This window comes from Luteitalea sp. TBR-22 (assembly GCF_016865485.1).
Classification (GTDB): Bacteria; Acidobacteriota; Vicinamibacteria; order Vicinamibacterales; family Vicinamibacteraceae; genus Luteitalea.
The window spans coordinates 4,980,909-5,004,644 of the sequence record NZ_AP024452.1 but is presented as its reverse complement, the minus strand read 5'-3'; the positions used below and the strand labels follow the sequence as shown (position 1 = coordinate 5,004,644).

Below are 23,736 nucleotides of genomic sequence, written 5' to 3'. Positions count from 1 at the left end.
CGTGCGCGTATCCTGCACCGTCGGCGCCCCACCGTCCAGAGCAGGCGGCCCGCCCGCCGTGGCATCACATCCCGGCATTGCGCTGGCGCAACGCACGCGCCGGGGCGCCGGGGCACGATGGGGCCATGAGCGACCCGCTCGCCGGTTCACCCTGGAGCGCGCCTGCCACCGTGCAGGGGTTCGTGCAGTCGCCGCCGAACGCGACGCTGATCGACTTCGCGCGCCGCGAACTGGTGCGAGCGGCGCAGGGCCGCGCCCTGGACATCGGCTGCGGTGCGGCACGCAACGCGCTGCCGCTGGCCGACCTGGGCTGGGACGTGCTCGGCGTGGACCTCTCGCGGCCGATGGTCGAAGCCGCGCGGGCGCGGGCCGCCGCCGGCGCGCGCCATCAGGGTCGCCTCGACGTGGTCCTCGCGGCCATGGACGCCCTGCCGGCGGGCTCGGGCCGGTTCGACCTGATCGTGGCGCAGGGGATCTGGAACCTCGCGCGTTCGTCGGTGGAGTTCCGCGCCGGGGTCCGCGAGGCCGCTCGCGTCGCGGCCCGGGGCGCGGCGTTGTTCGTCTTCACGTTCTCGCGCCGCACGCTGCCGGCCGACGCGCAGCCGCTCGCCGGCGAGGCCTTCGTGTTCACCCAGTTCTCGGGACAGCCCCAGTGCTTCCTCACGCGCGAGCAACTGGTCGACCAACTGGGGCGGGTCGGGTTCGAGCCCGACCACGGCGTGCCGTGGGTCGAGCACAACGCGCCGCCACACGGCACCGCGCACGTGCTGCGGGCGCCAGTGATCCACGAAGCGGCGTTCCGCGTCAGGTGAGTGCGGCACCGGCCGGCGCGCCGCGGCGCCGGCCAGCCGGGGTCACACGGGGCCCGTCGCCGTGTTCGAGGGCGGCAGCAGGTACAGCGTGATCGCGAACACCAGGTACACCATCAGCACCAGCACGCCCACGAACCATGCCGAGCGGCCCGTGGTGGTCACCAGCGTGATCGTCAGTGTCGACACCAGGATCATCACCACCGCACCGGGCCAGAAGCTCAGGTCGATGGGCGTCGGACCGACGACGTAGCTCAGGAGAACCAGCACGGGAGCGACGAACAGGGCGATCTGTGAGGCCGCGCCGAGCGCGATCCCCATGCTCAGGTCGAGGCGATCCTTGCGCGCGCCGGCGAACGCCGAGGCCATCTCCGCGGCGCCGCCCACCAGGGCCACCACGACGAAGCCGACGAACGCACGGCTCATCCCCATGGTCTCGGCGGCCGACTGCGCCGAGGCCACGAAGATCTCGCTCACCAGCGCGACGATCACGGTCACGACGACCAGGGTGGCCAGCGCGAGGCCGATCGGCCAGGGGGCCTCGTCCTCGTCGTGATGGCCGCCGCTGGCGAAGAACTCGCGGTGCGTGCCCAGCGTGAACAGCAGCCCCAGCGCGTAGCCGACGATCAGCAGCACCGACAGGCCGACGCTGAGCTGACCGGTGAACTGCGGCGCGGCCTCGGCCACCGCGTCCACCCGGTGCAGCAGGGACGGCACCATCAGCGCAATCGTCGCCAGGAACAGCAGCGACGCCTGCACGCGGGCGGTCGCGTGGTTGAACTCCTGCACGTGGTACTTCAGCCCGCCGAGCAGGAACGACATCCCCGGCACGAACATGGCGTTGGTGACGATCGCGCCGGCCACCGAGGCCTTCACCAGCATGTACTCGCCGGCACGCAGGGCGGCAATCGCGATCACCAGCTCGGTGAGGTTGCCGAGCGTGGCGTTGAGCAGCCCGCCGACGGCGTCGCCCGTCTTGGCGGCCACCGACTCGGTGGCCAGGCTCAGCATCGCCGCCAGTGGCACGATCGCCAGCACCGACAGCACGAACAGCAGGGTGGGGGAGTGTCCGGCGAAGTGCTCGGCGGCGAACACCACGGGGACGAACGCCAGCAGCCAGAGCAGCGGCGTCTCCCGGACGGCCTTCAGGATGTGGGACATGGGCGGATGCCCGGCGGCTGGCGCCGCCGGGGCCTGGGCTGGAGGGCGGTGCCGCTACTTCTGCTTCGGCGGGTAGTTCTTCATCATCTTCGCCATCGCCTTGTTCAGGTTCTTCACGCGCTTCTCCGGTTTGGCGTTGGTGTCGATGGTCTTGGAGGCGGTGCCGCGCCAGACCAACTGCTTGGCGGTCGGGTCGTACATGTCGACGCTGAGGGTCCCCACCGTGATCGTCGTCGTCGTGGCCGTGGTCATGCCGCCGGCGTAGCCGTAGCCACGGTACGGGCCGCCCCATCCCCAGCCGCCGTAGCCGCCGGACGTGTAGGCGTTCAACTGCTTCTCCTGATCGAGGGCGACGCGGTACCCGACGTACAGCGTGGCGTCCTTGTCGTCGGTCTTGGTGAGGCCCTTGGTGGCCAACTGCGTGTCGATCGCCTGCCTGATCTGGGCGTCGGTGATGTCGTCGGGATACTTGACGCCATCGATGGTCACCCACCGGTAGGTCTTGTACCTGGCGAAGTCCGTTCCCGGCATGAAGTTGTAGCCCACATCCTGCGCGCGGGCCGACGACGGGGCGGCCGCCAGCACCAGGGCGCCGACCAGGAACGTCCGCGCGAGCAGGCGGATCACGTGCATCGACATGTCTCTTTCTCCTCCGGACTCGAGTCCGGCGGTTATGACACCACGAAGGTGTGTCGCGCGCAATCACGCCAAGGACTAACTTCGGTTCGCATCGGGCCGTGCTGAGGGCCGTCGCTCCTCGACCGCCGGCGACACGCCACTAGCCCTTGGGATGGTCCGTTCTGCCCCGGCTCATGCGGTAGCATTCGTGCGCCGCTGCGCAGGGGCCTGGACGGGCGCACGGTCTTCGACAGCAATGGCAGCTGCACGTGACATGGGGGCGACGCGCCGTTCGTCCCTGATCGAGGAGCACATGATGGGTCGTACCACCCGAGCGCACGTCGGTGGCGCATGGGCGCGCCGGGCGATGGCCGTGGCGGTTCTTGGCGTGGGCGTGATGGCCGCGGCGTGCGAGGACAAGGCGCCGCCACCCGCGCCGCCGCCGCCGGAGGTCCTGGTGACGTCGATCGTGCGCCGCGACGTGCCGATCCCGATGGAACTGGTGGGGCAGACCCGCGGCTTCCAGGACGTCGAGATCCGGGCGCGCGTCGAGGGCTTCCTCGACATCGTCGGGTTCCTCGAGGGCTCGATCGTGCACCGCGGCCAGGTGCTGTACCGCATCGACCGCAAGCCGCTCGAGGCGTCGCTGGCCAACGTCACCGCGGAACTGGCGACGGCGCAGGCCCGCTACGAGAAGACGCAGAACGACGTCAAGCGCCTGCAGCCGCTCGCGGCGAGGCAGGCCGTGAGCGCCCAGGAGCTGGACAACGCGCTGGCGGCCGCAGAGGCGGCGCGCACGCAGGTGGAGGCGCGGCGCGCCGACGTCCAGCGGGTGTCGCTCGACCTGGGGTACACCAACGTGACCTCGCCGATCGACGGTCTGGCGGGCACGACGCTGGTCAAGGCCGGCAGCCTGGTGGGACGCGGCGAGAGCACGCTGCTCACCACCGTGTCGCAGATCGACCCGATCCTGTTCCGGGCCGGGATCAGCGAGGCCGAGTACCTCCGGCTCTCGCGCCGCGCCGAAGAACTGCGGGCGGCCCGCCACGGCGAGAAGGTGCCGATCGACCTCGTGCTCGCCGACGGCAGCGTGCACCCGCACAAGGGCTATCTGGACGCCATCGAGCGGGCCATCGACGCGACCACCGGCACGCTGAGCCTGCAGTTCCGGTTCCCCAACCCCGGTGGCCTGATCCGGCCCGGTCAGTACGGGCGCGCGCAGTTCGTGATCGAGTCGCGTCAGGGCGCGATGCTGGTGCCGCAGCAGGCCGTGCAGCAGTTGCAGAACCAGTACAACGTGGTGACGGTGGGCAGCGACAACAAGGTCGCGTTCAAGACCGTCACCGTCGGCCCGAAGTTCGAGAACCTCTGGATCGTCGAGAGCGGCCTCACCGGCAGCGAGCAGGTGGTGGTGGCGGGGCTGCAGCGGCTGCGTGACGGCATGGTGGTCAGGACCAAGCCCGCGCCTGCCGCGGCCCCGGCTGGCGCGGCGCCGTCGGCCCCGGCGCCGGCAGGGGGGCGGTAGCCCATGGCCAAGTTCTTCGTGAACCGGCCCATCGTGGCGATGGTGTTGTCCATCGTCATGGTGATGCTGGGCCTGGTGGCGATGCAGGGGCTGCCGATCGCGCAGTACCCCGAGATCGTGCCGCCGATGGTGCAGATCACCACGACGTTCGTCGGCGCCAGCGCCACCGACGTCGAGGCCGCGGTGGCCACGCCCCTCGAGCAGAAGATCAACGGCGTCGAGAAGGGCATCTACATGAAGAGCACCAACGCCAACGACGGCACGTTGACGTTGAAGGTCTCGTTCGAGGTCGGCAGCAACCTCGACATGGACAACGTGCTCACGCAGAACCGCGTGTCGGAAGCGACGCCGCAGCTGCCGCAGTCGGTCAAGAACTACGGCGTGTCGGTCAAGAAGGCGCTGGCGTTCCCGCTCATGGTGGTGTCGATCAAGTCGCCGAACGGGACCTACGACAACAACTTCCTGTCCAACTACGCGACCATCAACATCAACGACAACATCGCGCGCATCTCGGGCGTCGGCCAGATCAACCTGTTCGGCGGCAGCGACTACGCGATGCGCGTCTGGCTGCGGCCCGACCGCATCGCCAAGCTCGGGATCACCGTCGCCGACATCGTCAACGCGATCAACCAGCAGAACCAGCTCAGTCCGGCCGGCCAGATCGGCGGTCCGCCCGCCGTGCCCGGCACCGAGTACACCTACACCGTGCGCACGCAGGGGCGCCTCCTCAACGAGGAGGAGTTCGGCGCGGTGATCGTCCGCACCAACCCCGACGGCTCGGAGGTCCGCTTGCGCGACGTCGCGCGGATCGAGCTCGGCACGCAGTTGTACAACGCGGTGGGCCGGCACAACGGCAAGCCGTCGGCCGTCATCGCCATCTTCCAGATCCCGGGCACCAACGCCCTCGACGTCGCCAACCGCGTCAAGGCGACCCTCGAGGACCTCAAGACGCGCTTCCCGCGCGACATGGACTACGAGGTCTCGCTCGACACCACCCTGCCGGTCACCGAGGGCATCAACGAGATCGTCCACACGCTCTTCGAGGCGGTCGTGCTGGTGATCGTCGTGGTGTTCATCTTCCTGCAGAACTGGCGCGCGACGCTGATTCCGCTGCTGACCGTGCCGGTCTCGCTGATCGGCGCGTTCATGTTCTTCCCGCTGCTCGGGTTCTCGATCAACGTGCTGTCGCTGCTCGGCCTCGTGCTGGCCATCGGCATCGTCGTCGACGATGCGATCGTCGTCGTCGAGGCGGTGATGCACCACCTCGAGCACGGCATGGAGCCGAAGGAAGCCACGCTCAAGGCGATGGAAGAGGTGTCGGGGCCGGTCGTCGCGATCGCGCTCATCCTGATCGCGGTCTTCGTGCCGGTGGGCTTCATGGGCGGCATCACCGGCGCGCTCTACCAGCAGTTCGCGATCACCATCGCGCTGTCGGTGGCGCTCTCGGCGGTCAACGCGCTGACGTTGTCGCCGGCCCTGGCGGCGATGCTGCTGAAGAAGCCGACGGGCAAGCGGACGCTGCTGACGCCGTTCTACAACGGCTTCAACAAGGTGTTCGGCGTCGCCACCAACGGCTACATCTCGTTCACGTCGGTGCTGGTGCGCAAGTTCGTGATCGGCATCGTGCTGGTCGGCGCGCTGTCGTACCTGACGATGGGCCTGGTGAACCGCATCCCCGGCGGGTTCGTGCCCGAGGAGGACCAGGGCTACCTGCTGGTCAGCGCGCAGCTGCCCGACGGCGCCTCCCTGGAGCGGACCGACGCGGTGATGAAGAAGGCCGAGCGCGTCCTGGCGGCCAACCACTCGGTGCAGGGCTACAACACGATCTCGGGCTTCAGCCTGCTGACCGGCGCGTACTCCTCGAACATGGGCTTCTTCTTCGTGGCGCTCAAGCCGTGGGAAGAGCGCCATGCGGCCGAGGAGGTCGCCAACGGGGTGACCGCGGCGCTGAACAGGGCGTTCGCGCAGGAGATCCCGGAAGCGGTGGTCGTGGCCTTCGGCCCGCCGGCCATCCCGGGCCTGGGTACCGGCGCCGGCTTCACGATGCAGTTGCAGGACCGCGTCGGCCAGCCGCCCGAGTATCTGGGCGAGCAGGCCGAGCGCTTCATCGACGCGGCCCGCAAGCGCCCGGAGATCGGCCGCATCTCGACGCTCTACCGCGCCTCGGTGCCGCAGATCTACGCCGACATCGACCGTTCCAAGGTCCTGAAGGTGGGCGTGCCCATCCTCGACGTCAACAACACGCTCGGCGCGCTGCTCGGCAGCACCTACGTCAACGACTTCAACCGGTTCGGGCGCGTGTACAAGGTGTACGTGCAGGCCGAGCCGGAGTACCGGCGCGACCCGCGGCAGTTCGGGCTCTTCTTCGTGCGGGGCAAGGACGGGCAGATGGTGCCGCTCGACACGCTGGTCACCACCAGGACGACGAGCGGACCCGAGTTCACCAACCGCTTCAACCTGTACCGGTCGGCGGAGGTCACCGGCGTGCCGGCGCCGGGGTACAGCTCTGCGCAGGCGCTGACGGCGCTGGAGGAAGTGGCCAAGGAGGTGCTGCCCGCTGAGATGGGCTACGACTGGGCCGACATGTCGTACCAGGAGAAGCGCGCGCCCAACCCGGCGGTCACCTTCGCCATTGCGATCTTCCTGGTGTTCCTGGTGCTGGCGGCGCAGTACGAGAGCTGGGCGCTGCCGTTCAGCGTGCTGCTCGGGACGCCCTTTGCGGCCTTCGGCGCCTACTTCGGCCTGTGGTGGGCGCGGCGATCGTCGGAGAGCTACGTGAACAACGTCTTTGCGCAGATCGGGCTGATCATGCTGATCGGCCTGGCGGCGAAGAACGCGATCCTGATCGTCGAGTTCGCCAAGATGCTGCGTGACCAGGGCAAGGATCCGGTGTCGGCGGCGCTCGAGGCGGCGCGCCTGCGCTTCCGGCCGATCCTGATGACCGCCTTCGCGTTCATCCTCGGCGTGGTGCCGCTGCTCACCGCCACCGGCGCCGGCGCCGAGTCGCGCAAGGTCATGGGCGTGACGGTGTTCGCGGGCATGCTGATCGCCACGTTCCTGGCCGTCCTGCTGATCCCCGTGCTCTACGTCACGGTGGAGAAGCTCACGGGCGGCAAGTCGACGCCCCCGCCCGCGGCACCGCCCGCGGCCGCCAGCCATCACGGAGCCGACGCATGATCCTCAACACGACCTCGTCACGCGCCTGCGTGACGGCCGTGGCGCTGACGACGATGCTGGTCGGCGGGTGCGCACCGGTCGGGCCCAACTACAAGCGGCCGGAGCTCGCGCCGCCGTCGACGTATCGCGGCGCGCCGGCCGCGTCGGGCGTCGAGTCCATCGCCGACATGCCGTGGTGGCAGGTGTTCCAGGACGCCGAGCTGCAGGGGCTGCTGCGCGAGGCCGTCGTCAACAGCCCCGACCTGCGGCTCGCCGTCGCCCGCGTGCAGGAAGCGCGCGCCACTGCCGGCGTGGTCCGGTCGTACCTGTACCCGGACATCAGCCTGTCGGCCGGCTACACCGGCAACCAGGCGTCGCGCAACTCGCAGCCGCCCGGCGCGACCAGGGACGGCGACCGCACGTACAACAACACGTCGGTGGCCGCCAACCTGTCGTGGGAAGCCGACCTGTTCGGGCGCCTGCGCCGGAACAACGAGGCGGCGTTCGCGCGCTACCTCGCCACCGAGGAAGGCCGCCGCGCAGTGCTCGTCACGCTCGTGAGCGACGTGGCCTCGTCGTACTTCCTGCTGCAGGAGCTGGACCTGCAGCTCGAGACGGCGCGGCGCACCCTGTCGCTCAACGACCAGACGGTGCAGTACTACACCGATCGACTCAACGGCGGGGTGTCCAACCGCCTCGAACTCGATCAGGCCAAGGCCAACCGCGCGCTCACGGCCGCGGCGATCCCCGATCTGGAGCGACAGATCGCGGTGGTCGAGCACGCGGTGAGCGTGCTGGTCGGGCGGGCGCCCGGCGCCATCGGGCGCGGCCCGACGCTGGCCGATCGCCAGGGGCCGCCGGTGGTGCCGGTCGGCGTGCCGGCGTCGCTGCTCGAGCGGCGTCCCGACGTCATGCAGGCCGAGCGACAGCTCGTGGCGGCCAACGCCGACATCGGCGCGGCCCGGGCGTTGTTCTACCCGACGATCAGCCTGACGGGCGCGCTCGGGACGGTCAGCGGCGACCTCGGCGACTTCCTGAAGGGCGACTCGCTGATCTGGTCGGTGGGCGCGGGCCTGTTCCAGCCGCTGTTCAACGCCGGCCGCAACAAGCGGAACCTCGAAGCGGCGGAGGCGCGCTTCGAGCAGGCGATGGTGATCTACCAGCGGTCGGCACTCAACGCCTATCGCGAGGTCGCCGACGCGCTCGTCACTTCGCAGAAGCTCGCCGAGGTGCGCACGCAGCAGGAAACGGGCGTGGCCGCGCTGCGCGATGCGGCGGAGCTCTCGCGCCTGCGCTACGAGCAGGGCCTGTCGACGTACCTCGAGGTCCTGTACGCGGATCAGGAGCTGTTCCGGCAGGAGATCCAGCTGGCCCGCACGCGCGGCGGGCAGTTGCGCGTGCTGGTTCAGCTCTACCGCGCCCTCGGCGGTGGCTGGCAGCAGCCGGCGGCGACCTCGCCGGCGCCGGCCGCCGTGCCCTAGTGACGGATGCACACCGGGAGACAGCCATGAGAGCACTCGCACGCGTCGTCGTCATCCTGGTGATCGCCGGAAGCCTGTCGTGGGAGGGCATGGCCATCGCCGCGCCCCTGCAGGCGCCTTCCGCCGCGGCGGCGCCGGCCACCCGGCCGGCCACTCCCCAGGAACTGGACGGCCTGCTGGCGCCCGTCGCCCTCTATCCGGACCAGCTGCTCGCGCAGATGCTGCTGTGCGCGCAGACGCCGCCGAAGGTGCAGGAGTTCAGCGGCTGGCTGGTGCGCAACGCGGCGCTCGAGGGCACGGCCCTGCAGGACAAGGCCAAGGCGGACGGCTTTGCGCCGAGTTTCGTCGTGCTGGCGATCTTTCCCCAGGTCATCAACTTCATGGCCGACAACATCGCCTGGACGCGGCAGCTCGGCGCGGCGTTCACCGCCGACAAGGCGGCCGTGTTTGCGAGCATCCAGCGGCTGCGCGCGGCGAGCCAGAAGGCCGGCACGCTCACCTCGACGCCACAGCAGAAGGTCGAGACCACGACCACCAAGGCCGGCGAACAGGTGATCGTCATCGAGCCGGCCAACCCGCAGATCGTCTACGTGCCGCAGTACAACCCGCAGGTCGTCTACGGGCAGCCCGTGGCCACGACCACCACCGTCGTCGTCAAGGAGGACAACAGCACGACGGCGGCCGTGACCGGGGCGGTCGTCGGCTTCGCGGCGGGCATCGCCATCGGCGCGGCCATCGACAACGACTACTACTACGGGCCGTACGGCTGGCACGGCGGCGCGCACATGTACAACGACGCCTGGGACGACTTCTACGACGACCGCGAGGACGCGCGGGAGGACTGGTACGAGAACCGGGAGGACGCGCGCGAGGACATCTCCGAGAACCGCGAGGACGCCCGCGAGAACGCCAACGAGCGCCGCGAGAGCACCGCGAACCAACGCACGGAGCGGCAGGCGCAGCGGCAGACGCCGGAGGCGCAGGCGCAGCGGCAGGAGCGCGCCGACACGGCGCGCACCAACGCGCAGTCGGCAGGCGCCACCACCGCGTCACGTGGCACCACGTCGTCGCAGCGGAGCACGGTCGACCGGAGCGGGATGAAGTCCGACGCGTTCTCCGGATACTCGAGTGGCCGGTCGGAACGGGCGGCGTCGGCGCGCGGCAGCCGGAGCCGGGCATCGAGCCGATCGGGTGGCGGCGGCCGTCGGCGCTGACCCTCTCGCCAGGAACGAACGACATGACCCCCAACGCCTTGATGCGCGTCGCCTGCGCGCTTGCCGTGATCCTCCCGGCTGCGGCCGGTGCACAGCCGCCGCGTGCCTTCCCGACGCCGGAGGAGGCGGTGGCCGCTTTGGCCGTTGCGGCCCGGGCCGACGACATCACGCCGCTCCTCGGCCTGCTCGGCGGCGCCGGGCGCGACCTGGCGGCCTCGAGCGATGCCGCGACGGCGCGGCAGAACCGCGACGTGTTCCTCGCCGCGATGGCGGAGGGTTGGCGGCTCGAGCGGCCGGCAGACGACCGCCGGGAGCTGGTGGTCGGCCGGGAGGCCTGGCCGTTCCCCGTGCCGATCGTGAAGACCGGGGCCGGGTGGGTATTCGATGCCGAGGCGGGCAAGGAGGAGGTGCTGACGCGCCGCATCGGCCGCAACGAACTGGCCGCCATCAGGATCGTGCACGCGTACGTGACGGCGCAGCGTGCCTACGCGCGACGCGGGCACGACGGCCGGCCGGCCGGGCTCTACGCGCGGCGCGTCGCCAGCAGCCGCGGCATGCAGGACGGGTTGTACTGGCCCGCCGCCCCGGGACAGCCGCGCAGTCCGCTCGGTGAACTGGCGGCCGCCGCGGCGGCCGAGGGACGGCCGGTGGGCAACGCCGAAACGGGTCCGGTGCCGTTCTACGGCTATCACTTCCGCATCCTCGAGAAGCAGGGGCCGAAGGCGTCCGGCGGCGCGAAGTCGTACGTGGTGGACGGCGTGATGTCGGGCGGCTTTGCGCTCGTGGCGTGGCCGGCGCGGTACGGCGAGACCGGCATCACCACGTTCATCGTCAACCAGGACGGCGTGGTGTACGAGAAGGACCTCGGACTGGACACGGCCGCCGCGGCGCCGGCCATCACGGCCTTCGACCCGGATGCGACCTGGCAGCGCGTTGTCGCTGCCGACAGCGCGCGCTGACCACCATGGGCGCGCGCCGCCTTTCGGTGGCGCGCGATTCTCGTGCGGTCGTGGAGTCGGCGGCCGCTATAATGCTGAGTTGGCGGCGGCCTTTCCTTCCCGCCGACGCCAGGGCGTTCAGCCCACCGCGGCACTACGCTGCCTCATTCATCTCCGGAGATTTGACATGTCACGCACCCTCATCCTTTCCACCGTGATCGCGCTCGCGATCCCCTTCGCCGCGCAGGCGCAGGACAAGCCCGTCCAGATCAACTTCGGGGGCGGCGTCTCGTTCCCCGTGGGCGACGTCGGCAACTCGTTCGACACCGGCTGGAACTTCGCGGCCGGCCTGACCTTCAACACCAACGAGGTCGTGGGGCTGCAGGCCGAGTACCAGTTCCACCGGTTCAACGGTCCCGAGCGCGTGTTCAACAACGTGGCCCCCTCGCCCGGCACCGATCGCATCCTGATCGAGAGCAACCAGCAGATGAACGTGGTCGACTTCAACGTGGTGCTGCGGGCCGGCGGCACCAGCGGCGTGCGCGGCTACCTGCTCGCGGGCCCCGGCATCTACTGGCGCAAGGTGCAGCTCACCACGCCCTCGACCGGCATCATCACGGTCTGCGATCCCTACTGGTACGTGTGCTACCCGACGCCGGTCGCCACCGACGCCATCGTCGGCGATCGCACGGCCACCGACTTCGGCGTGAACGTCGGCGGCGGCGTGAACTTCGGCGCGTTCTACGTCGAGGCCCGCTACCACTACGTGTTCGGCGAGGACATCCAGGCGCCCGGCGGCCAGACCTACTCGACCAAGGCGTCGTACTTCCCGATCACCGTCGGCTTCCGCTTCTGATACCTGTCCGGGACCGTGGGGCGGCCTCGCCGTGCACAACGGGCCCGGGTTGCCATCCGCCCTGCGGCCGCACCAGTGCGGCGCAGGGCGTTGTCGTCGCGGCGTCGGGGGGCTCGCGCCCCCTGCATGCTGCCGTTTCCAATCGAAGGAGCAGATCCCACATGCGAATGACGTGGCTGGTGCTTGGAATGCTGGTGACCGCGGCCGGCGCGGCGGGTGCGCAGACGACGCCTCAGGCGGCGCCGAAGAACATCGACGAATACGTGCAGCTCGTGCGGTCCGGCGTGCAGCAGCAGAAGGTGCAGATCATCGGCGCGGCCCTCGAACTCGACGCCACGCAGGCGGCGGCGTTCTGGCCCGTCTACAAGCAGTACGAGGCCGAGCTCGGCAAGATCGGCGAGCAGCGCTTCGCCGGCATCAAGGATTACGCGGCCAATTACGGCTCGCTCACCGATGCCAAGGCCATCGAGCTCACCGACCGGGCCCTGGCCCTCGAGGAACAGCGTCTCGCGCTGGTGAAGAAGTACATCGGCGAGTTCCGCAAGATCCTGCCGCCGGTCAAGGTGGGGCGGTGGTACCAGGCGGAGATGTCGCTCAACAAGATCGTCGACCTGCGGATCGCCGCGGAAGTGCCGCTGGCCAGGTAGGTCGCCGTTCCCGTCGGCGGTGCTCCGGCCAGCGCCTCTACGGCTGCTCGGCGCGGAGCACGCCGACGATCGCCTCGCCGAGGGCCTCGGACTGCCAGCGGCGCAGCCCGGGGATCGCGGCCAGGTCGTCGAGCGACGCGGGGTCCAGGCGCGCGATGTCGTCGAGCGCGGCACGCGAGGCCAGGAACCCCGGGTCGACGTCCAGCGCCGCGGCGACGCGATTGCGCGCCTCGCGCAGCCGCTCGCCGCGGGCCTCGAGCACGGGGTCGCGTTCCCAGCGCTCCTGCCGCGGGTAGCGCGGGAGATCGGCGTCCGGCACCGCGAGCCCCCTGGCGATCGCCGCCAGCATCGCCGCGCCGCGCCGGTCCACCAGCCCCGGCGAGAGGCCCCGGATGCCGCGCAACGCCGCTGTCGTCGTCGGCGCGTCGCGTGCGATCTGCAGCAGCACCTCGTTGCCGACGACCCGTGCCGGCGGCTGGTCCCGCTCGGCCGCCACCGACTCCCGCCACGCATGCACCTCGCGCAGGACGGCCAGCGCCCGGCGCGTGAGCGCGTGCGCTCCCTTGACGCGCAGGAACGCGTCGGTGGTGTCGGGAGGCGTCCACCGCGTCTGCGCGCGCCGCTCGAACTCCTCCTCGGCCCAGGCGAGCCGACCGGCCTCGACGAGCCGCTCGCGGAGCGCGTCGCGCAGTGCCGGCAGGTGCGCCGTGTCGGCGGCCGCATAGGCCTTCATGCCCTCGCTGAGCGGCCGCTCCGCCCAGTCGGCGCGCTGGAAGGCCTTCTCCAGTTCGATGCCCAGGCAGGCCTGGAGCACCGCGCCGAGTCCCAGCGCGCGCATGCCCAGGCACATCGCGGCAATCTGCGTGTCGAACAGCCGATCGATGGACAGCCCCGGATCGCGATCGAGGATGCGGAGGTCGAAGTCCGCGTCGTGGAACACCTTCTCGATCGCGCCGTTGGAGAACAACGCCGCGAGTGGCGCGAGGTCGGGCACCGCGAGCGGGTCGATGAGCACCGTCTCCTCGCGCGAGGAGATCTGCACCAGCGAGAGCGAATCGCGATACCGGTGGTAGCCGGCCGCCTCCGTGTCCACGCCCAGGATCGGCGAGGCGGCAAGGCGCCGGACGGCGGCCTCGAGCAGGGCGGGTGTGTCCACGTAGGTGTAGGCGGTCATGCGGTCAGGACCCTGATGCGGTGTGCTTCGCTGTCGCCGACGTACAGCCGACCCTGCCCGTCGGCGAGCAGGCCATGCGGACGATTGAGCGCACACCGGTGCGGCTCCGGTCCGGGTCCGTCGCCGGCCCGCCCGGTGCCGAGTGCAGTGCGGATGGTGCCAGACGCCAGGTCGATGGCGCGCACCACGTGATTCTCCGTGTCGGCCACGTACAGCACGCCGCGTGACAAGGCCAGGCCCTTGGGGCCGCCGAGCGTCGCGCGCCGCGCCGGCCCGCCGTCGCCGGTGTACCCCTGCGCGCCGGTGCCTGCCACGTGGTGCACCGTCGACGATTGCGCATCGACGCGATAGATCGCGTTGCCCTCGCGCAGCGCCAGGTACAGGTCGCCACGTGGGTCGAAGGCCATCGCCCGGGGCCCGTTCAGCGGCGTGCCGCGCAGTGGCGCGCCGTCGGGCGTGGGCGCCTTGTCGCCAGTGCCGCCGATCGTGTCGATGCGCCCGGTGGCGAACTCGACGCGCCGGATCCGGTGGTTGCCGATGTCGCACACGAGCAGGCTGCGCCCGTCCGGATGGACGACGATGCTGTGCGGCGCGCGCAAGTGGGCGGCGCTCGCCGGTCCGCCATCGCCGGAGAAACCCGGAACCCCCGTCCCGGCCACGGTCGAGATGATGCCGGAGCGTGCGTCCACCTTCCGCACGACGTGGTTGTCGCGCTCGACGATGTACAGGTCGCCTTGCGCGTCGAACTGGATCTCGTGCGGCATGTTCAGGGCCGCGGCGGTCGCCGCGCCGCCGTCGCCCGCGTACCCTCGGGATCCGTTGCCCGCCACCGTCGTCGTGCGGCCGGTGCGCAGGTCGAGCCGGCGGATGCGCTGGTTGTCGAGGTCGCAGAAGTGGAGAGCGCCGTCGGGGCCGATGGCGAGGCCATAGGGATTGGCGACCTGGCGATCGGAGAGCCCCGGCGTGCCCGTGCCGATGACCGTCGACACCGATGGGGCCGCCCCGACCCGTGTCGCGACCAGCGCCAACCACAGCGCCCCGCATGCCTCGCGTCTGCCCAGCATGCCGCTACTAGAACACGCGGTCGCAGGCTGGCGCCAGCAATGACGCGTCGGCCCCGGCCCTCGCCCAGGAAGGCGCGCGCAACTGACCAAAGGCGGTCCTGCGCCGCTGTGCCGTGATGTCGGTGACGTGAGGGTCCGGCATGCCCTGCTCCCGCAGGGCCGCCGGCCCGACTCACGTCGCCGCTTCAGGGTTGGCGTCGGTGCGCATGGCCCGACGTCGACCTCCGCACTCGTCGCCGTCGCCCGACACCTCGTGCAGGCCGCACGCTAGACGCTGGCGATCACGCCGTTGACGCCGTCCGGGAAGAAGGCGCCCGCCCGCGTGCCCGCCGTCGCCGAGCCGTAGGCCACGGCCAGTACCTGCCCGGCAGTCCGGATCGTCGACCGCCCCTGGCCATCGACCTGGAACAATCGGCCGCTCGGCGACATCAGCGTCGGCACGTCGAACTGATCGACCATCGCCGGCATCAGGCCGAGGTCGCTCACCAACAACCGGATCACGCCGGCGTGCTGCGCCTCGGTCAGGCCGATCTGGGCGGCGGCCTGGAGGATGCTGCGGTCGCGGATCAGGTTGGCGGCGCCCCCGTACGCGCTGACCCCGAGATCCTCGAAGGCACGTGCGACGGTGAAGAACTCCTTGACGTCGTTGAACCCGACGCCGAGGGCGTTCAGGTTGATGGCCGGCTTGGCGACCGCAGCGCTGCCAAGGGCCTCGCGCAGGAAGGCGACGTGCACCTGCTCGTCGAGCGCAATCTGCTGGGCTACCGTCATGAGCCGGTCGGGCATGGCGACGCGACTGCCGCCGACCGTGTCGCCGCCACGACCGCGTCCGCTGACCCCCAGGCCGATGTCGGCGATGCGCCGCCCGGTCACGGCCACCGTGTAGAACTCCGCCTCGAGGTACTCGAGGTTCAGCGCGAAGTTCAGGATGTCCACGTCGGTCAGGCCCTGGGCCGCGGCCTCCTCTGCGCTACCGAGCGCCAGTACGCCGCCCACGCCTGCGGCGCCCCGCATCATCGTGCGTGCGAAGGCCCGCCGGCTCACGCCATCGTCGACGAGTCGCTCGAGGTGCTCCAGCTTCATGTCTGCATGCTCCAGTCCGGTGGATGACACTGGCGTCATCAATCGGGACTACGCAGGCGGACGGCGCCTGGATGTGTGGGGGCTACGCCTGAGGTACGCTGGGGCGACGACGCGATTGCATCTACACTCGACCCTCGTGCGTAGAAACAGGAGGGTCGGCTGATGTGGCTCCTCGCCATGGCAGCGGTGGCTGTCGACGCGGTGGCCCAGCACGCCGACCTCGCGGCGTTGCGGCGCATCGCCGAGGGTGATGGCGCCGGGCTGGCCGAGTTGTACGACCGGCATGGGCGCGCGTCGTTCTCGCTGGCCCTGCGCATCGTGCGCGATCAGTCCGAGGCCGAGGAGGTGGTACAGGACGTGTTCGTGCAGGCGTGGCGGCAGGCGGCACGCTACGAGTCGACCCGCGGGCCGGTGGTCGCGTGGCTGCTGATGATGACCCGGAGCCGGTCGATCGACCGGCTGCGCCACCGGCGCGGGCTGCCGCCGCTCGACGGCGACGGCGAGTCGGTGGTGCGCAACCTGCCGGACGCGACGATCCCCTTCGATTGGCAGTTGCTCGGTGCCGAGCAGGTGCAGGCAGTGCGCACGGCCCTCGACGACCTGCCCCTCGTGCAGCGCACGGCAATCGAGCTCGCGTTCTACGAGGGGCTCACGCACGCCGAGGTGGCGGCTCGACTCGAGCAGCCGCTCGGCACGGTGAAGACCCGCATCAGGCTCGGTCTCCTGCGCCTGCGTGCAGCGATCGGCGAGGCCCTCGCATGACGACACCCGCATCGTCGGATCCGCGATACGAGGCGCTCGCGGCATACGCGCTCGGGACATTGCCGGCCGAGGAGCGGGACGCCGTGCGCGCCTGGATTGCCGAGAGCGCCGACGCGCGCCAGGAGTTCGAGGCGTTGCAGGAGGCAGTTGGCGCGCTGGCGCTGGCCGCGCCGCAGATCGAGCCGCCGCCGGCGCTGCGCGCGCGCGTCCTGGCCATCGCCGACGCCGGCAGCAGGCCGGGCGCCAGACCCGCCCCCGCCGTGTCGACGCGTTGGACCGTCTGGCCGGCCCTTGCCGCCGCGGCGATCGTGGCGGCGCTCGGCCTCGGCGCCTACGCGACGCACCTGCGTACGCGCGTCGCCGCACTCGAAGCGCGCCTCGGCGACGCGCAGGCGCGACTGGTGCGGGCAGAGGCGGAAGCCCGGCGGACACAGGCGCTGCTCGCGCGGGCCGAGGTCGGCAGGTCGGTGCTCGGCGCGCCCGACCTGCGGCGGGTCGACCTGGCGGGGCAAGCACCGGCGCCAGCCGCCCGCGCCCGGGCGTTCTGGAGCCGCGCCCGCGGACTCGTGCTCAACGCCACCGGTTTGCCCGGGTTGCCGCGCGGCCGCACGTACCAGCTCTGGTTGCTCGCCGAGGGCGCGCCAGTGAGCGCGGGCGTGTTCACGGTGGACGCGTCTGGCGGTGCGACCGTGGTCATCGACTCGCCGCCGGGCGTGCCGAGCCCGAAGGGCATGGCGGTCTCGGTCGAGCCCGATGGCGGGTCGCCGGCACCAACCGGGGCGATCGTGCTCGCCGGCACCAGCCTCGGCGAGTGACCTCGCAGGCGCGGGCCCGGACGGCGAGGCCGTCGGGCAGCCGTGTGAGCCAGCGTGCGAAGGGGCCCGCGAGATCGCGCGGGAGCGCCGCGAGGCCCGCCGCGAGGTACGCCGGGAGATCCGCGAGCGGGCGTGGTGACGGCCTCGCCCCGCGCCCTTGCGCGAGCGGACTGCTGCGTCGGCGGGTCGCACCCGCGGCGACTCAGTCGGCTCCCCTGGTGCGAGCGGCGCGGATGGCCTGCGCGCGCGCCATCGCCGCGTCGGCCTGCGACTGCAGGGCCTTCTTGCGCGCCGGGTCGGTCTCCCTCGTCGACTGCGCCTTGAGCACGAGGGCGCGATAGACGTGCGCTTCCATGTAGGCATCGTCGAGCGCCAGTGCGGCATCCACGGCCTTCAGGCTCTCGGTGAGGTGTCGCGCCTGGTCAGCCGGCGGCAGGGCCTTGTTCCGGGTCGCGGCATCGAAGTGGGCGGTCGCGAGCGCGTGGTGCCGCTCGGGATTGCGTGGCTCGAGGCCCACGGCCTTCACGAGGACGCCGATGGCCCGGTCGATGTCGCCGGCGGCGTGGTAGGCGCCGCTCACCGCGAGCCAGAACTCCGTGTTGGCGCCATAAATGCGCGTGCCCTGGTCGACCAGCGCCGTCGCTTCCGTCGTACGTCCGGCCGCGAGATGGCCGCGCAGCGCGTCGCCGAGCGTCATGATGGCGGTGAGGCGCGCCTCACGCGCGGCGGCTGACGCCGTGGCCGGATCGCCATCGCCCGTGCGTGCCGGGGCGAGGGCGTGGAACTCGTCGAACGCGGCATCGCCCTTCTGCTTGTAGGCGGCGCGTTCGGCGTCGGTCGTGGCCACGCGCTCGGCCAGCAGGAGGTACGCCCCGGCCTTCGCCTGAAGCGCGTCGCGCTTCCTGTCGCCATTGAGCGCAATCTCCTTGTCGGCCAGCGCCGCCACCATCTCGAGCAGGCGCCGTTGGTCGGCGCGACCGAATATGGGCGTCTGCGCCACCAGGTCAGCCGTCGTCATCGCCAGCAACATGCCGTCGGCGTCGGCGACCTGCTTCCCGGCGGCGGCGAGCACGTTGGCGCACGCCCCGAGGCGCTGCTGATCCTTCAGCGCCCGCGCCAGCATCACGTGGTACAGCGCCATCGATGGCTCCCGGGCGATCTGTGCACGGAGGAGCGGCTCGGCGTCGCGGGGGCGCGCGAGGCGGTCGCCGTCGTACAGCAGCAGCAATCGCATGTCGACGAGCTCCTTCATCCCCGGAGACAGCAGCGCGACCTGCTTGAAGTGCCCCTCGGCGGCCTGCCAGTGCCGGATGGCGCCGGCCTTGTCGCCGCTGGCGGCGGCCGCGGCCCCGGCGCTGTAGAGCGCTTCGGCCAGCTCCATGCGCAGGTCGGCCGCGTCCGGGCGTGCAGCGACCGCCCGTTCGAGCAAGGGCACCGCCCTGGCCGGAGAACCGTCGGCCATGAACGTGGCCGCCTGCTGGCGCAGGCGAGTGAGCTCGTCGGCAGGCTGGGCGAGCGCAAGCAGGGCCATCAGGCCGATGGCTGGCATCACGGGCATGTGCACCTCCGGAGGGCGCGCATCGGATTGTGCAAGCCCTCCCTGCAGAAACGGCGGGCCGCGTCCGACCGCACGTCCGCTCCGACCAGGGTCCCCCCGCCGGAGGTCGGGATCGAGTCAGCCGGTCAGCGGCACCGGTCGGCGTTGCACAGCGTGCGGCTGAAGAACGGCAGCACGTGCTGTTGGAAGCGCACGGCGACGCCGCTGGTGTGCGTGCCCGGGTAGATCTCGAACGTGTTCGCGATGCCGTACCTGTCGAGCGCGTCGTGCAGGGCGGTCGCGTCCGTCTTGAGTCCATCCTTGTCGCCGACGTCGATGGCGATGCCGGCGTGGCGCTTCAGGTTGCCGGTCCACTGGTCCACGAAAGCCAGGGGCGCGTTGGCGGCGAACCTGGCGAGCACGTCGGGGCGGGGCACGCCGTCCTTCGTGGGCAGGTCGAGGTAGAACGGCGGGTTCTTCGGGTTCGGCGCCCACGCGGCGGCCGCGGCCAACTGCGCCCGCATCGGGAAGGGAAGCGTCGCGACATCCTCGAAGCCCTTCGCGGCAGCCACCGTCTTCTCGAGGTCGCTGTTGGGCTGTCCCGGCCCGCGAGGTGACAGGCAGCACGGGCTCATGATGTAGAGGCTGCCGAACACGTCTGCATGCTTCATCCCGATGCGCGTCGCGCCGTAGCCGCCCATCGAGTGGCCGACCAGGCCGCGGCTCCTCCGATCGACTCGCGTCCGGTAGTGGGCGTCCACGTAGGCGACCAGGTCCTTCGCGACGAAGCGCTCGAAGTCGCCCACGGTGACCGAGCTCGAGTACATCGAGCCGTTGTGTCGCGTCTTCGAATCGGGCACCACCACGATCATCTCCGCGGCGCCCTGCGCGAAGGCGCCCTCGATGGTCTGCGGCGCGTGGATCTCGCCAATCCACTGCTCGGCGCCGATCGAGTAGCCGTGCAGCGCGTAGACGGTGGCGTACCGGCGCGTCCGTTCCTTCGCGTAGCTCGGAGGCAGGAACACCAGCACGTCGCGGTCGGCGGCGTTGCCCTCGAGGTTGCCCTCGAGCGACGCGCCATGCACCTTGATGCGCTCGACGATGGCGGGCCTGGCGCCCGCGACGGGTGGCGGCACCTCGGTCTGCACCTGGGCGGCGGCGACGGTCGCCGTGACGGCGACAGCCGCGGCGCCGAGCAGGCGCGTGCACGCCGGTCGCCTCACGGGCGCACCGCCACCACGGTGAGGGACTTCGGCGGCAGCGTGACCGACAGCCGGTTGCCCTGCAATCGCACGGCGATCGGCTTCGGCGTCACCGCCTGCGGCGCCTCGAAGGTGTTGACGCTGTCGATGGCCGGGCCGGTCAGCACCTCGCCGGACGCCGAGCGCGCCGCGAGCCCGTTCACGGTGGTGTCGATCTCGGCCGGCTGGTTGGGATCCACGTTGGTGAGCGAGATCCACAGCGTGCCAGACGCGTCCTTCGCGGCCATGGCATCGACGCGTGGCAGTGAGATGCTGCCCTTCACGTAGCGGCCCGCGTCGAAGGTCATCGGCACCACGGAGGCGCCCTGGAAGGGCACGTACATGCGGAACGCGTGGTAGGTCGGCGTCAACACCATCTTCGGGCCGTCGGTGAGGATCATCGCCTGCAGCACGTTGATCATCTGCGCGATGTTGGCCATCCGCACGCGGTCGGCATAGCGGGCGAACGTGTTGATGTTGAGGGCCACGATGATCGCGTCGCGCACGCTGTTCTGCTGCGCCAGGAAGCCCGGCGTCGTGCCCGGGAGCTGGGCGTACCACGCGCCCCACTCGTCGACCACGAGGGCCACCTTCTTCTCGGGATCGTACTTGTCCATGATCGCCGAGTGCTCGCGGATGAGGCGGTCCATCTTCAGCGTGTCCTGGAGGATCTCGGCGTACTCCTGCTCGCCGAAGCCCACGGACTTGTACGACGCGGGGAAGCGCACCACGGTGTAGTTGTGCAGCGAGAGGCCGTCCATGTGGTCCCAGCTCCACTGGCGGCCCTTCCATGACTTCATCACCGTCTCGGTCCACTCGGCGAACCGCGGCTCGCCACCGCCCGGGCCGACGGCGATCTTCAGCATCCGGTCGTCGCCCTGCTGCTTCGGGTTGAAGTTGCGCACGAAGCGGCTGAACACGCGCAGCTGGCTCGTGTAGTACTCGGGCGACATGTTGCCGCCGCAATCCCAGCTCTCGTTGCCGATGCCCAGAATCGGAATGCGGTAGGGCGCCGGGTGGCCGTTGGCGGCGCGCTCCCTGGCCAGCGCCGTCTGCTGGTCGGTGGTGAGGTACTCGAGCCAGTCGGCGGCCTCGGCGGGGGTGCCGGACCCGACGTTGACCGACAGGTAGGGATCGGCGCCGATCTGTTCCACGAAGTCGAGGAACTCGTGGGTGCCGAACGTGTTCGGCTCGGTGACGCCGCCCCAGTTCGGGTTCAGCGTCACCGGACGATCCTTCAGCGGACCGATGCCCTTGCGCCAGTGGTACTCGTCGGCGAAGCAGCCGCCCGGCCAGCGCACGTTGGGCACCTTCAGTGCCTTCAACGCCGCCACCACGTCGTTGCGGATGCCGCGCGTGTTCGGGATCGAGGAGTCGGGGCCGACCCAGATGCCTTCGTAGATGCCCTTGCCGAGGTGCTCGGCGAACTGCCCGAACAAGTGCCGGTTCAGCGTCGGCCCTGGCCTGGCGGCATCGAGCGTGATCGCGATGGGCGCCTGCTGGGCGCGCGTCGTGATGCCGACGAGTGCCACGACCGCGGCCGTCAGGACGATGGAGGACGCACGGGCGAGCCGACGAGGGCCGCGAGGCGAGAAGAGTGCGGACATGCAGGGTCTCCGGGGCACAAGGCCGCGACTGACGGCGTGGCGCGTGTTGTGGAGGCGAGGCTATGCCTCGCGTCGTCGCGCGTCAACTGGCCGATGGCGACCACTGGTGGACGGCGCCGGGGCCGGCACGGCTAGCGGAGTCGCGTGGCCAGCGCGTTGGTGCCGGCCGCCCACGTCACGCCGCCCGCGTTGCTGTACATCGCGCGCTCGACGACGATCTGCGCCGGCGTGTCGCCGATGCTCTCGACGAGCATGCTGAAGCGCTTGCCGGCGGTGGCCGGGAAGTGCACGGCGGGCACCACGTCGGTGCGACTCCGCGGCGCCAGAGGGAAGTTCCCCGTGACCGCAGGTGTGCCGTCCTCGAACAGCACGGTGACGCGCGCCGTGCCTGCCGTGGCCGACGTGTTGGCGACCAGCACGTACGTCTCGGTGGCGTTGGGGCCACCGGTCTCGCCCTCGGCCAGTGCCCACAGCGTACCCGTGTGGACGGCCCCGCTCGAGTTGTGCGCCTCCTGCCACGACGTGGAGTCGCCGGGCCACCACATCGCCCGCTCCACCACCAGCGGAACACCGTTGGTCGACGCCACTGTCGTCGACACGGCGACGTTGCCCAGGGGCGTGCCCGGGATGCCGGGGAACGTCTCGTTGTCGACCCACACGGTGGTCCGCGCATTGGCCGGCGCCGTGATGGTCTTGCCGTAGCTCTGGCCCGTGTCGAGCAGGTACGTGAGTTCGACGGTGGCGTCGATGCTCGTCGGGTTGGCGATCAGCACGAACTCATCGAAGTACGGGCCGGTGGCGCCCTCGGCCAGGAACCAGCGCGTGGCGGGCGCGGGCACGGCCATCGACTCGTGCCCGGCGTCGAAGGTACGCTCGGGCGTGGACCGGTACATCGCCCGCTCGACGATGAACGGCGTGGCGTCGAGCGACTCGATTACCGCGCTGACCTCTGCGGCGGCCAGGGCCTTGCCGAGTCCCGGGAACTCCTCCACGTTGACCCAGATGTTGGTACGGGAGCGCGCCGGCAGCGGGTACACCTTCTCGAGTGGACCTCCGGCAGCGCGCAGGTAGCGCACGCGGACAGACGTGGCGGCGTCCGACGGGTTCTGGAGCAGGTAGAACAGCGCGAAGCCGTTGTGCGTGGCGCCTTCGGCCAGGTACCACACCGCCGAGGGCGACGACGTTGCCGTTTCGGCGTGGGCGCCGTAGTTGCCGGCTCCCCACGTCATCGTCCGATCGACCACCAGCGGCACGTCGGAGGTGACCACCGTCGAGAACTCCGCCTCGGCCAGGGCCGGCAGCGTCTTTGGCCAGATCGTCACCCGTGTCCTCGCCGGCACGGCCACGCCGAGCGGCACGGGCGGCTGACCGTTCCTCAGGAACGAGAGCGACGCCATCGTGTCCGCGTCGCCGGGGTTGAGGATGGCCAGGCGCGTGTCGAAGAACGACGACGTGGCGCCCTCGGCGAGAAACGACGTGTAGGTCGGCGGCGCGGCGACGTCGAGCGTGAAGGTCGTGCTCGCCTTCAGGCCGTCGCCGTCGGTCACCGTCACGGTGATGCGCGTGCTGCCTGACTGCCCCGCAAGCGGCGTGATGGTGAGCGTGCGGCTCGTCCCCGTGCCGGTCAGGGCCAGTCCGGTGGGAGGGACCAGCGCGGGGGCGTCCGCGCTCGCCTGGAGCGTGAGGGCGGTGGGGGGTGTCTCGGCGTCGCCGATGATGAACGTCACCTGCACCGCGACGCTGGCCGTCGTCTGCTGCGGAAGGATGGTCGTGATGGTGGGCGGCGCCAGGACGATGGCCGGGTCGGTGAGCGGTCCGCCCTCGACCGTGAAGCCGCCACCCGACGACGCGTTCGACGCGGTCGGGGCCAGCGCGCCGTACGCAGTGAAGCCGCCGCCGCTGGAGGTGCCGCCGCCACCCGTGACCGAGCCTTCGCGCACGGCGTAGGGCTGCGCCTGTGCCGCGCCGGCGCCCGCGGCCACGCACACTGCGGCGGCAAGCCAGGTCCGGAGGGTGGTGCCGCGCGTCCCCATGGTGGTGGATGACAC

Annotated in this window: 19 protein-coding genes; 10 read left to right on the top strand and 9 right to left on the bottom strand. The window is 70.9% G+C overall.

All coding sequences use genetic code 11. The features are described 5' to 3' along the window. The first annotated feature begins 125 nt into the window (after positions 1–125). Positions 126–812: a bifunctional 2-polyprenyl-6-hydroxyphenol methylase/3-demethylubiquinol 3-O-methyltransferase UbiG gene (locus TBR22_RS20830; protein WP_239489760.1), complete on the top strand. Its 687-nt coding sequence runs from the start codon at positions 126–128 to the stop codon at positions 810–812. Between the two features lie 42 nt (positions 813–854). On the opposite strand, the gene cax is transcribed toward TBR22_RS20830, so the two are convergent. Together cax and TBR22_RS20820 are read right to left on the bottom strand one after the other, a co-directional pair. Beyond that, complete coding sequence (gene cax / locus TBR22_RS20825; RefSeq protein ID WP_239489759.1) at positions 855–1,970, bottom strand: calcium/proton exchanger; 1,116 nt, start codon at positions 1,968–1,970, stop codon at positions 855–857. Between the two features lie 54 nt (positions 1,971–2,024). After that, positions 2,025–2,609 (bottom strand): DUF4136 domain-containing protein, encoded by a 585-nt coding sequence (locus TBR22_RS20820; protein ID WP_239489758.1) that lies wholly within the window; start codon positions 2,607–2,609, stop codon positions 2,025–2,027. A 295-nt stretch (positions 2,610–2,904) separates the two neighbouring features. On the opposite strand from TBR22_RS20820, the gene TBR22_RS20815 reads away from it, so the two are divergent. From TBR22_RS20815 to TBR22_RS20785, 7 genes are all read left to right on the top strand, one after another. Continuing rightward, positions 2,905–4,113 carry an efflux RND transporter periplasmic adaptor subunit gene (locus TBR22_RS20815; protein ID WP_239489757.1) on the top strand — a complete coding sequence of 403 codons (1,209 nt, stop codon included), beginning with the start codon at positions 2,905–2,907 and terminating at the stop codon, positions 4,111–4,113. Between the two features lie 3 nt (positions 4,114–4,116). Continuing rightward, positions 4,117–7,290 carry an efflux RND transporter permease subunit gene (locus TBR22_RS20810; RefSeq protein WP_239489756.1) on the top strand — a complete coding sequence of 1,058 codons (3,174 nt, stop codon included), beginning with the start codon at positions 4,117–4,119 and terminating at the stop codon, positions 7,288–7,290. Further along, positions 7,287–8,750: an efflux transporter outer membrane subunit gene (locus TBR22_RS20805; RefSeq protein WP_239489755.1), complete on the top strand. Its 1,464-nt coding sequence runs from the start codon at positions 7,287–7,289 to the stop codon at positions 8,748–8,750. Before TBR22_RS20810 ends, TBR22_RS20805 begins: the two co-directional genes overlap by 4 nt. Before the next feature lie 26 nt (positions 8,751–8,776). After that, positions 8,777–9,964 carry a DUF3300 domain-containing protein gene (locus TBR22_RS20800; protein ID WP_239489754.1) on the top strand — a complete coding sequence of 396 codons (1,188 nt, stop codon included), beginning with the start codon at positions 8,777–8,779 and terminating at the stop codon, positions 9,962–9,964. A 23-nt stretch (positions 9,965–9,987) separates the two neighbouring features. After that, complete coding sequence (locus TBR22_RS20795) at positions 9,988–10,923, top strand: DUF2950 family protein (protein ID WP_239489753.1); 936 nt, start codon at positions 9,988–9,990, stop codon at positions 10,921–10,923. Between the two features lie 166 nt (positions 10,924–11,089). Then, positions 11,090–11,758 carry an outer membrane beta-barrel protein gene (locus tag TBR22_RS20790; RefSeq protein WP_239489752.1) on the top strand — a complete coding sequence of 223 codons (669 nt, stop codon included), beginning with the start codon at positions 11,090–11,092 and terminating at the stop codon, positions 11,756–11,758. 161 nt (positions 11,759–11,919) lie between these two features. Continuing rightward, the gene (locus TBR22_RS20785) at positions 11,920–12,405 is read left to right on the top strand and encodes a hypothetical protein (protein ID WP_239489751.1); all 486 of its coding nucleotides are present in this window, start codon (positions 11,920–11,922) and stop codon (positions 12,403–12,405) included. Between the two features lie 37 nt (positions 12,406–12,442). Here TBR22_RS20785 and TBR22_RS20780 read toward each other — a convergent pair whose 3' ends face one another. The 3 genes from TBR22_RS20780 to TBR22_RS20770 all read right to left on the bottom strand — a co-directional run bounded on the left by TBR22_RS20780 (position 12,443) and on the right by TBR22_RS20770 (position 15,726). After that, positions 12,443–13,579 carry a ribonuclease D gene (locus tag TBR22_RS20780; protein WP_239489750.1) on the bottom strand — a complete coding sequence of 379 codons (1,137 nt, stop codon included), beginning with the start codon at positions 13,577–13,579 and terminating at the stop codon, positions 12,443–12,445. After that, positions 13,576–14,643 carry a beta-propeller fold lactonase family protein gene (locus TBR22_RS20775; RefSeq protein ID WP_239489749.1) on the bottom strand — a complete coding sequence of 356 codons (1,068 nt, stop codon included), beginning with the start codon at positions 14,641–14,643 and terminating at the stop codon, positions 13,576–13,578. The genes TBR22_RS20780 and TBR22_RS20775 overlap by 4 nt, the downstream gene beginning before the upstream one ends. Before the next feature lie 267 nt (positions 14,644–14,910). After that, positions 14,911–15,726, bottom strand: a complete 816-nt coding sequence (locus TBR22_RS20770) for a ferritin-like domain-containing protein (protein WP_239489748.1) — start codon at positions 15,724–15,726, stop codon at positions 14,911–14,913. Positions 15,727–15,888: 162 nt separating this feature from the next. On the opposite strand from TBR22_RS20770, the gene TBR22_RS20765 reads away from it, so the two are divergent. Together TBR22_RS20765 and TBR22_RS20760 are read left to right on the top strand one after the other, a co-directional pair. Continuing rightward, entirely contained in the window at positions 15,889–16,488 is a 600-nt protein-coding gene (locus tag TBR22_RS20765; protein WP_239489747.1) for a sigma-70 family RNA polymerase sigma factor, read from the top strand. Beyond that, on the top strand, positions 16,485–17,303 hold the full coding sequence (locus TBR22_RS20760) for an anti-sigma factor domain-containing protein (RefSeq protein WP_239489746.1): 819 nt from the start codon (positions 16,485–16,487) through the stop codon (positions 17,301–17,303). The genes TBR22_RS20765 and TBR22_RS20760 overlap by 4 nt, the downstream gene beginning before the upstream one ends. 202 nt (positions 17,304–17,505) lie before the next feature. Here the strand turns inward: TBR22_RS20760 and TBR22_RS20755 are convergent, their stop codons facing one another. The 4 genes from TBR22_RS20755 to TBR22_RS20740 all read right to left on the bottom strand — a co-directional run bounded on the left by TBR22_RS20755 (position 17,506) and on the right by TBR22_RS20740 (position 23,736). Continuing rightward, entirely contained in the window at positions 17,506–18,861 is a 1,356-nt protein-coding gene (locus tag TBR22_RS20755; protein WP_239489745.1) for a tetratricopeptide repeat protein, read from the bottom strand. Positions 18,862–18,986: 125 nt separating this feature from the next. After that, positions 18,987–20,063 (bottom strand): alpha/beta hydrolase family protein, encoded by a 1,077-nt coding sequence (locus TBR22_RS20750; protein WP_239489744.1) that lies wholly within the window; start codon positions 20,061–20,063, stop codon positions 18,987–18,989. Next, positions 20,060–21,688, bottom strand: coding sequence for an alpha-N-arabinofuranosidase (locus TBR22_RS20745; protein ID WP_239489743.1), 1,629 nt, complete (start codon positions 21,686–21,688; stop codon positions 20,060–20,062). The genes TBR22_RS20750 and TBR22_RS20745 overlap by 4 nt, the downstream gene beginning before the upstream one ends. Positions 21,689–21,819: 131 nt before the next feature. Continuing rightward, on the bottom strand, positions 21,820–23,736 hold the full coding sequence (locus TBR22_RS20740; RefSeq protein WP_239489742.1) for an Ig domain-containing protein: 1,917 nt from the start codon (positions 23,734–23,736) through the stop codon (positions 21,820–21,822).